The organism is Wolbachia endosymbiont of Leptopilina clavipes (genome assembly GCF_006334525.1).
In the GTDB taxonomy this organism is placed as follows: domain Bacteria; phylum Pseudomonadota; class Alphaproteobacteria; order Rickettsiales; family Anaplasmataceae; genus Wolbachia.
The window spans coordinates 1-9,012 of record NZ_QJHA01000030.1; the positions used below are offsets into that span (position 1 = coordinate 1).

At 35.1% G+C, this 9,012-nt stretch carries 7 protein-coding genes; 4 read left to right on the forward strand and 3 right to left on the reverse strand.

Translation table 11 applies throughout. The annotated features are described in order from the left end of the window. Positions 1–548 (forward strand): integrase core domain-containing protein (locus OUY_RS03205; protein WP_139686668.1); only part of this gene is annotated, 548 nt, incomplete at its 5' end. A gap of 10 nt (positions 549–558) precedes the next feature. Here the strand turns inward: OUY_RS03205 and OUY_RS03210 are convergent. From OUY_RS03210 to priA, 3 genes are all read right to left on the reverse strand, one after another. Then, positions 559–978, reverse strand: coding sequence for an ankyrin repeat domain-containing protein (locus OUY_RS03210; protein WP_246038659.1), 420 nt, complete (start codon positions 976–978; stop codon positions 559–561). 14 nt (positions 979–992) lie between these two features. Then, a complete protein-coding gene (locus OUY_RS06670; protein ID WP_281277881.1) occupies positions 993–1,127 on the reverse strand; it encodes a hypothetical protein in 135 nt (44 codons plus the stop codon). Between the two features lie 115 nt (positions 1,128–1,242). Further along, positions 1,243–3,597, reverse strand: a complete 2,355-nt coding sequence (gene priA, locus OUY_RS03215) for a replication restart helicase PriA (protein ID WP_139686669.1) — start codon at positions 3,595–3,597, stop codon at positions 1,243–1,245. Between the two features lie 98 nt (positions 3,598–3,695). Here priA and OUY_RS03220 point away from each other — a divergent pair, with 98 nt between their 5' ends. From OUY_RS03220 to OUY_RS03230, 3 genes are all read left to right on the forward strand, one after another. Further along, the gene (locus OUY_RS03220) at positions 3,696–4,673 is read left to right on the forward strand and encodes a hypothetical protein (RefSeq protein WP_139686670.1); all 978 of its coding nucleotides are present in this window, start codon (positions 3,696–3,698) and stop codon (positions 4,671–4,673) included. A 9-nt stretch (positions 4,674–4,682) separates the two neighbouring features. After that, the gene (locus OUY_RS03225) at positions 4,683–8,156 is read left to right on the forward strand and encodes an ankyrin repeat domain-containing protein (protein ID WP_139686671.1); all 3,474 of its coding nucleotides are present in this window, start codon (positions 4,683–4,685) and stop codon (positions 8,154–8,156) included. A 110-nt stretch (positions 8,157–8,266) separates the two neighbouring features. Beyond that, the coding region (locus tag OUY_RS03230) for a helix-turn-helix domain-containing protein (protein WP_139686672.1) at positions 8,267–9,012 on the forward strand (746 nt) is incomplete at its 3' end.

Genomic DNA, 9,012 nt, shown 5'->3' on the forward strand with positions numbered 1-9,012 from the left:
GACGAATTTACCAGCAAACCTTTGTTGATACCTATTCCAGAGTTGCTTTTGCTAAGCTTTACACAGAAAGGACTGCTATCACAGCTGCAGATCTTCTTAATGATAGGGTAGTACCGTTCTTTGATGAACAGAAAGTATCATTGCTACGTGTTTTGACGGATCGTGGTACAGAGTATTGTGGCAGACCTGAAAATCACGCTTACCAGCTATATTTAGGGGTAGAAAATATTGATCATTCTCGAACCAAAGCTCGTTCTCCACAGACTAATGGCATATGTGAAAGGTTCCACAGAACTATGCAAGATGAATGTTACAATATTATCTTTAGAAAGAAAATTTACACCTCTTTGGCAGAACTTCAGTTAGACGTAGACCATTGGGTGCATTCTTACAATAGATCTAGACCGCATTCAGGTAAATATTGCTATGGTAAGACTCCTATGCAAACCTTTTTTGATAGTATGCATATTGCTTATCAGAAAAATATTGATAGCATTAAACAGGATGCTGATTTTGGTTTTGACTTTGTTAATTCTTCTGTCAGTTAATTCATGCTTGTCAGATTAAGTCTAGACTATTACATATAATGCCAATCAAACTATTACATCTAGCACTTTCTTTTTTCAATTGAGCTTGGTCTTGCATACATTTAATGAGTACTTTTCTTGTATTTTCTTGAGCTAAATCTAATGGAATTTTATTTCCTTTATTCTTTAACAAAGGATTTGCATTCTTCTGAAAAAGAACTTTTATTGCGTCAGTGTTATTACTTATAACAGCTTGGTGTAATAACGTCTCTCGATCTTGATCTTGAAAATTGATCAATTTGTAGAAATACTGAGGAGTAACAAATCTATTCACCGCTTCATCTAAAATCTTCATCACGTCTTGAAATGATAATTTCTCTTTTTTCTTAGACCCTGTACTATCGTATACAATGCAGTGTTGCAAAATAAGATACACCATCTTTTTTCTCATATCTACAGTATCCTCTATAGATAAAGCTGATTAAATAACTCCTTGTCAATAGGTATTTCGATATTTTTATCAAGAAATGCCTTCAATTCTTCAATTTTTTCTTGATACTTTATCCCTTGCCTACAGACGATTTCAAGTAAAGTAGTCATACCATCTCCTTATTCTAGTTATATTAATAATATAATAAACTCTAATAAAAGTCAAATCATTGATTAAAAAATTAATATAATTAATTCTGTGAATGTCAAATAAATTCAAATAACATCAAAAAAAACTCACAGGATCAACATCTATTGTTACTGCAATATTTGAATTCAAGTTGTAATTTTTAATCCAATATTTTAGCTTTTTCTTTATAGATAAACTATGTTTATTGTGTATTTTGAGTAGCACTCTATACCGATATTTATTATTTAAGAAATTTATTGCTGCTGGTGATGGGCCAAAAATTTCGAGTTCTTTTTTTCTAGTCACGCACTGGAATGACAACGCAGAAGGAATAGTAGCTGAACATTGATCATGCAAAAAGCTTGTTATCTCACTTGCTGCTTTCTGCGTTGCAAATTGATCCTTACCGCAAACTATAAGCGCTATTAATCTACTAAATGGTGGCATTTTAGCTTTGCGTCTTGACTCAAGTTCAATTTCATAAAACAAATCCCTTTTTTGCTGCTGCAATGCTTTTATTATCAAACTTTCAGGATTATTAGTTTGCACTATTACCGTTCCTTTTTCGTTGAACCTCCCAGATCTACCCGCAACTTGATGCAATAATTGATACGTCTTTTCTGCTGCCCTAAGATCAGAATTTTCAAGTCCTAAATCTGCATTTATCACTCCAACCAAAGTTAACTTAGGGAAATTATGCCCTTTGGCAATCACTTGTGTACCGATTATAATATTCACCTCTTCCTTGAGCACTGAGTCAATGACGCTACCAAGCGACTTCTGATCGCTGCTGATAATCGCAGTTTTTGCACTTGGTATTAATTTCACTATTTCCTCAAGTAACCTCTCAATTCCCACACCATAAAGAAGCAATGACTGCTCACTTTGACAATTGGAGCATTTTTCTGGAAGTTTTGATTGATAAGAGCAATGGTGACACAAAAGGACGTTCTTCTTTTTGTGGTATGTAAGCCAAACAGCGCAATTTGAGCAGGAAATTTTGTATCCACACTTTTTACAAACTGCAAGTTGCGCGTATCCCCTGCGGTTTAGAAAGAGCATAACTTGCTGTTTTTTCTCTATGGTTTGTTTTATCCCTTCGAAAAGCTCATTGGAAATCCATTGCTTATTATTCACTACTTTTATATGCGGTAACTCCGCACCACCGAATCGTTCGGTTAGCTTTACATGATTGTAATTCCCTTTTTTAACGTGATAAATTGTTTCAAGCAGCGGAGTAGCTGATGATAAAATTATTGGAATGTTCTCAATTTTGGCTAAGATAATTGCCATATCTCGAGCATTATATATAATTCCCTGTTCTTGTTTAAAGGATGAGTCATGCTCTTCATCAATGATGATCAATTTTAGGTTTTTATAAGGCAAAAAAAGCGCTGACCGTGCCCCAATAATTATCTGCGCACTTCCATTTGCGATACTGAGCCAATTATTTCGGCGAGCTTTTGGAGTAAGTCCTGAATGCCACTCAGCTATATTGCCAGATGTCTGACTGCGAACACGATTTACCAATTGTGAAGTTAGGACAATTTCTGGCAGAAGGATAAGGACTTGTGCATTACCTCCTTCTGTTGTCATTCCAGTGCTTGGCAAAGGCAGTATGCTAAGTGTTACAGTGGGTTTTACCTTAAATATAAGGGTGTCATTCCAGTGTTTATCCAGGAATTTTGATTCTAAATTAGGTATTGGTCTTAAATTAAAATAAACGTTTGTGATGAGATTATATGAAAAACTGGATCCCAGTGTCGGGGCACTGGGATGACAAGAGAAGAGGGCACCTGGATGACAAGAGAAGAGAGCATTGGAATTGCAAAAAAAGTAGGCGCTGTGATGACAGGAGAAGGAGGTACAGGAAAAGGAAACACTGGGATGACACCATAGGATGGAGTGACGTCTTTTTGGTAGACAATGTTCGTAAATACTATAATTCTTAATTAACTGTGCAATTACAGAGAGATAAACTTCCGTTTTTCCAGACCCGGTTTCACCGTCAAGTAAAGTTACTGAATACTCATTCAAATTACTTATTATTTTATCTCGAGCTGCTTGCTGCTCAGGGTTTAATTGGTAATCTATTTCGCTTATTTCTTGCTTTTGCTTAGTGCAAACTAACTTATCTATTTGATTTACCTTTAACACTCCTCCCATTATCACTTTTGCAAGTATACCAATAGGTATTACATTATACTGCGCAACCCACTCTGCAAATTCGATCAGTTTTGGTCTGATGCTCGGTAAATCGACCTTTTGTTCAATAAATTTTAATTCTCGATCGCTTTTGCTACTTTCTCTCCAAACTATTCCAATCAAACGCTTTCTGCCAAACGGCACCACTACGTAATCTCCAATTGAAACTTCAGTATCTTCCTCAACTGCATATGAAAATAGCTGATCAATTGGAAGTGGCAGTAATACGTCAACTGTTTTTGTCATAAGTTAGCGCTGTTTTTAGATACATAGAGAAGCCTTAATGCTTTTTTCATAGTACACAATTTATAATCATAAATACTGGAAATGTGAGGAAATTCTGTATGTTTAGCGATAAAATAGTCCTAGACTTTGAAATAGAAAAAGGTGACCGAATAGATCGGTGTTACTTCTCTACACGCATCAAACTTACAGATAAGAGCAAGAGTTTTCTACGTGAAAAGCTCGGTAAACCTAACAATTTAGATGATTACTTTAATCTTAATCCTGAGAATTTTTATATTTATTACAACAAATATAGTGGTCACTATGGTATAAATGAGCTATATGTCAGAGATGATAATGGTAGATATTTAGCTACTAAACTTCCACTTGATCAGAGCGGATTTTCGATAGAGTTATCATTCGACGAGGTGAATTATGGTTTTTATCCTCTGTATGCAATCTATAATCCCACTCAATATGACAAAAAGCAGGAAAAGAGCTTTGAAGATAATGGTGAATTGCAGCCGTTTGTGTCAAGTGTATTGGATTACTTTCTAAATGGCTTAACCATTCAAGATATGTTTTTGCAAATACAAAATGAGCTTGTTGAAAAAGAAACAAAATTAGAAGAAGACAGAAGAAAGGCAGAGGAAGAATTAAATCAAAAGAATGAAAAGTTAAGAGAACTCATAAAAAATGATGAGATTAAAGTACTTAAAGTAATAAAAGGCCATAGTATTGGGAATGGACGTTCAGAAGCAATTTTACAGCTTAATGGTGATCTTGATGCAAGTAAATACTACATAGCAGAGTATGAAAGCAATGAATACTTACATTGTACGAGCTCTGGTTATGACATACTGCTTGACCAGAGCGATTTATTTTTTGTTCTGAATAGCAGCTCTTATCTTGAACTTGAAAGCGGTTTCTACTCAATCCCTGAATTTAATTCTAGAAGCTATGCTAAATATCTCAATACTAAGAATCGGCTTTTCAGCGATGATCAACTATCTCAGCAGTTGTGCAAAAACAAGGTAAAGGCTGAATCTACAGTTAACGCATTTTTCTCAAGACTTATTTATAGTGAAAATTTTTAAGAGGTGGATATGAAATTTAAAACAAATTCTGAATATGATAAATCACAAACTTTGATTAAAAAATTATTTCCAAATAAAGAAAGTATAGTAATAAACGATCAGCTTACAATAGAAGTAAAATATGGGGGATTAGCTAGTTATACCCCTGAGTATATAAAACAAACTGTAAAAGATGCTTACGGAGCCTGGTCTGATAACTTCTATTCACAAAAAAGCGTTCATTCTGGTCCAGTAAAATTGCAGCTTTATGTGCTGAAAAATTACGATGATTACAAAGCTCACATCAAGGAACTTTCAGGTGGTAAGGACCATAGAGAATTATGGGGTGGTGGAACAGTAAGAGCACACGAAGCTGACGGCACGATAGCAAAGACTTTTATTGTTGGAGATGTAAATGGCTTACTTTGTGCAAAATCTAAAATTTTAATGGAAAAAATGAGCGATGCATTTCTTGAGTACTCTACCGGTAATATGGATACAGTACCTGAAGTTTTACGTACCGGTATGAAGCTTTTCATGTGGAGCTATGATTCAGCTAAAAAAGAAAGCACTCGCGATATGCATTATACAAAAGAAGCATACAATAAAATGCATGAATCTGGGCATGATACACCATATAAAATAGCAAGTATGTCTAACGACTATAGAATATCAGATTGCTTAGTGACATTCCTACAAGAAAAACATCCTCAATTCATAAAGCAATTGCTTACTGAGGTGTCCTTCGATAGAGTAGAAGCGATATCAAAATTCAAGCATCTTTTGAATAACTCAGAAGTTGAAAAAGAATTTAAGCAGTGGATGGATGTAAAAAGTGGCGATAAAATTGTGGCAGATCTTGTGCCAGATAGTGAAGTTATGACTTTTGGCGAACACAAGCTTCAAATAAATATAAAATATGATGATGAGGAATTAACTCAGAGCAAATTGAGTAGTGTAAAAAATGCCATCGAGAGTACTATAAAAGATTTTGATTCAGCATTTGGCATTAATAATTCTCAGCCTTGGCACAACATACCAAATAAAGTTAATGTTTTCGTATTTAATACAAAGAGTGACTACGAAAATTATCTTAAGGAGTTGAGCGTTAACTATAAAGGCGCTTCTGGCTTAACAGTTCAAGGGCGTGGCTCAGAAATTCATGTTTATTTTTATCTACAAGACCAATTTGATGACTCGTGTAAAACTTTGAAACACGAATTGGGACACGCCTTAACTATCATTAATTCCTATTATGGTACAGGTGATGTCTTATCTAAGGCTATGCATGAAGGGGTTGCTAACTATATGGCAAGTTTAGAAGATGGTCGGCATGTCAATGACCACGGAGATAAAGAGGCCTTGATTGCAATAAAGAATAAAGGTCTCAAACCAGATGAAATATTGCGCAATAATATTTGGAGTAATAAAGGGGAACATTATCATTCGGATGCTGAACAAGTGATCAAATTTCTTGAAGATAAACACCCAGATATGATTGATAATTTGCTCAAGAGCCTTTCTAAATCTGGTGCAAATAGGTCTCAAGGTAATAAATTATTTGAGGATTTTTTGGCTGAGCTGAAAGGTTATGATCAAGAATTTAAACAATGGGTTAAGGCTGAGCTGAGTGGTGAACAACATATGGAATATAATGTTGTTGAATCTAACGGTGTTGAAAGTTCAACAAGCCAACAAAGTGCAGGCAAGGGTCTATATGGTTATAGCCCAGTACATAATGTAAGTGGTGATAAAACCAAGATAGAATCTAAATCAAGTGTCAGTAGAGAAGATTCTATGCAACCTGCTAAAAAAGCGAGTGAAGACGAACAAGGAAAAGCTGTTACAACAAAAGTTATGAAGTATAATAAACAGCCTTTCTTAAAGGTGAATATTGATGACAATAATGTAGAAAATACTATAGGAAAAGTAAACGAGATAAATAAGGTAACAGGTGCGACTAGTTTACATTTTGCTGCTTCATTGGGAGATTTAAGCAAAGTAGCAACGCTACTAAAACACAATTCATATATTGATACAAGAGACCGTAATGGACAAACGCCACTACATTATGCCATTCAGTCAGGAAATACGGAAGTAGCAAAATATCTTATTGATCATGGAGCAAATCTTAATGTTCATGACAATTATTATCAGAAAACTAATACTAAATATGTGTATTATAAGACACCTTTACACTATGCTATTGAGTCTGGAAATATAGAGATAGCTAAATACTTAATAGATCGTGGTGCAAATCCTAATATTCAAAATGCTTATTCCCAAACACCATTATACAGTGCTATTTATTCAGGTAATACAGAAATAGTGAAGTATCTATTAGATCATAACGCAGATCCTAATAGTAAAAGTTATTATACTTTTCCGTTACTTGCTGCTATTAAGCTAGGGAATTCGGAAATAGTTAAGAGTTTAATTGAGTATGGCGCAGATCTTGGTATCAAGAACACGTCAGCTCAAACACTGCTGCACTATGCAATTGAGCTAAAACATACGGAAATTGCTAAATACTTAATAGATCGTGGTATAGATGTTGATACCCGTGATATTAGCTCTGGTAAATCTCCACTACATTTTGCCATGCACATGAAAAATATGGAAGTAGTTAAATATCTCATAGAGCACAATGCGGATATTGATATTCAGGATAGCTACGGCTTAACACCTTTGCATCTTGCTGTTGATCTTGGGAATAAGAAGATGATAGAGCAGTTAGTTGAAAAAGGTGCGAATATTAATGCTCAGGATAATGATGGTTGGACACCTTTAGTTCATGCAGTGAGGCATGGAAAGTTAGATACAATAGAATATCTAATAAAAAACAAAGCTGACGTTGACGTTGTAGGCAAAGATGGCAGGACACTTGTTGAACATGCTGAGTTATGGGCAGAAGAGAAAGGACTAGCAAGAGATGTAATAGATAGCAAAGGCGATAATGATTCTTATTATCGTGAGCTTTCAAAAGAAGCTGCAACTTGGGAAAAAGCTGGAAAGGATATGCTTAGCTATCTCAAAAAAATTACTATGCAAGAAGAAGAATCTAACGATATAGACCAAATGCCAGCAGATCAACCTGCGAGTGAAGAAAGGAGTAAAAGATCGATAAGAGGAGACGAAGAGAAGCAAGAGGAAACAATTGTTATAGATAATGTGAAAGAAGAATCACAACATCCTTTAAAAATCAAAGTGGGTGAGGCTGTTGAAATAGGGAAATATAAGGTAGAACTGCAAGTTACGTATGATGATGTAAGAAATTTTTATGACACTATACGTGGTAAATATCATGATGGTAGTGGATACAATTATGAGCAAGTAATGGTTTTGTACAATGAAATTGTTAGGCCAGCATCACAGCATCATGATGAACCATTTACTCTTGCTGAGTCCTATATTGCAGATGGGCATCTATTTATTAAAAATCAAGATTTTGGAATTTTGAATGATTTTAATGAGATGTTCTATAAAAGTGATGAGTTTATGTAACATAAAAGGTGGATGAGAATTAATTGATATAGATGTAATAGTCTAGACTTGATCTGACAAGCAAACAAAGTAAGATAAAAATATAGACAAGTTTTAAAGGAGTGTCAGATATGAATACAACACAAGAAAAAATACTAAAACCAAAGTTGGGATTGCTAGAACTTGCAAAGCAATTAGGAAATGTATCACAGGCGTGTAAAGTAATGGGATATTCAAGGGATACATTTTACCGCTTCAAAGAACTGCATGAAACAGGAGGAGAAGAGGCTTTACACGAGATAAGCAAAAGCAAGCCATTGTATGCAAATAGAGTGTCGGAGGATATAGAAAAAGCAGTAGTTGAAATAGCAATAGAGTTTCCAGCATACGGACAAGAAAGAGCAGCAAACGAACTGAAAAAGAGAGGAATTCTCATCTCTGCAAGTGGAATAAGATCAGTGTGGCAAAGAAACGATCTTGAAAATTTTAAAAAGAGGTTAAAGGCATTAGAAGCAAAAGTAGCTCAGGATGGTATCATTTTAACAGAAGAACAGATAACAGCTCTAGAAAAGGCTAAGGAAGAAAAAGAGGCCCATGGAGAAATTGAAACAGAGCATCCAGGATACTTAGGTAGCCAAGACAGTTATTATGTTGGTAATATCAAAGGTATTGGACGAATTTACCAGCAAACCTTTGTTGATACCTATTCCAGAGTTGCTTTTGCTAAGCTTTACACAGAAAGGACTGCTATCACAGCTGCAGATCTTCTTAATGATAGGGTAGTACCGTTCTTTGATGAACAGAAAGTATCATTGCTACGTGTTTTGACGGATCGTGGTACAGAGTATTGTGGCAGACCTGAAAATCACGCTTACCA

Bases quoted from the DNA above. Each gene is read 5' to 3' on its own strand.
- OUY_RS03210 (WP_246038659.1), bottom strand. From the start codon at position 978: ATGAGAAAAAAGATGGTGTATCTTATTTTGCAACACTGCATTGTATAC.
- OUY_RS06670 (WP_281277881.1), bottom strand. From the start codon at position 1,127: ATGACTACTTTACTTGAAATCGTCTGTAGGCAAGGGATAAAGTATCAA.
- priA (WP_139686669.1), bottom strand. From the start codon at position 3,597: ATGACAAAAACAGTTGACGTATTACTGCCACTTCCAATTGATCAGCTA.
- OUY_RS03220 (WP_139686670.1), top strand. From the start codon at position 3,696: ATGTTTAGCGATAAAATAGTCCTAGACTTTGAAATAGAAAAAGGTGAC.
- OUY_RS03225 (WP_139686671.1), top strand. From the start codon at position 4,683: ATGAAATTTAAAACAAATTCTGAATATGATAAATCACAAACTTTGATT.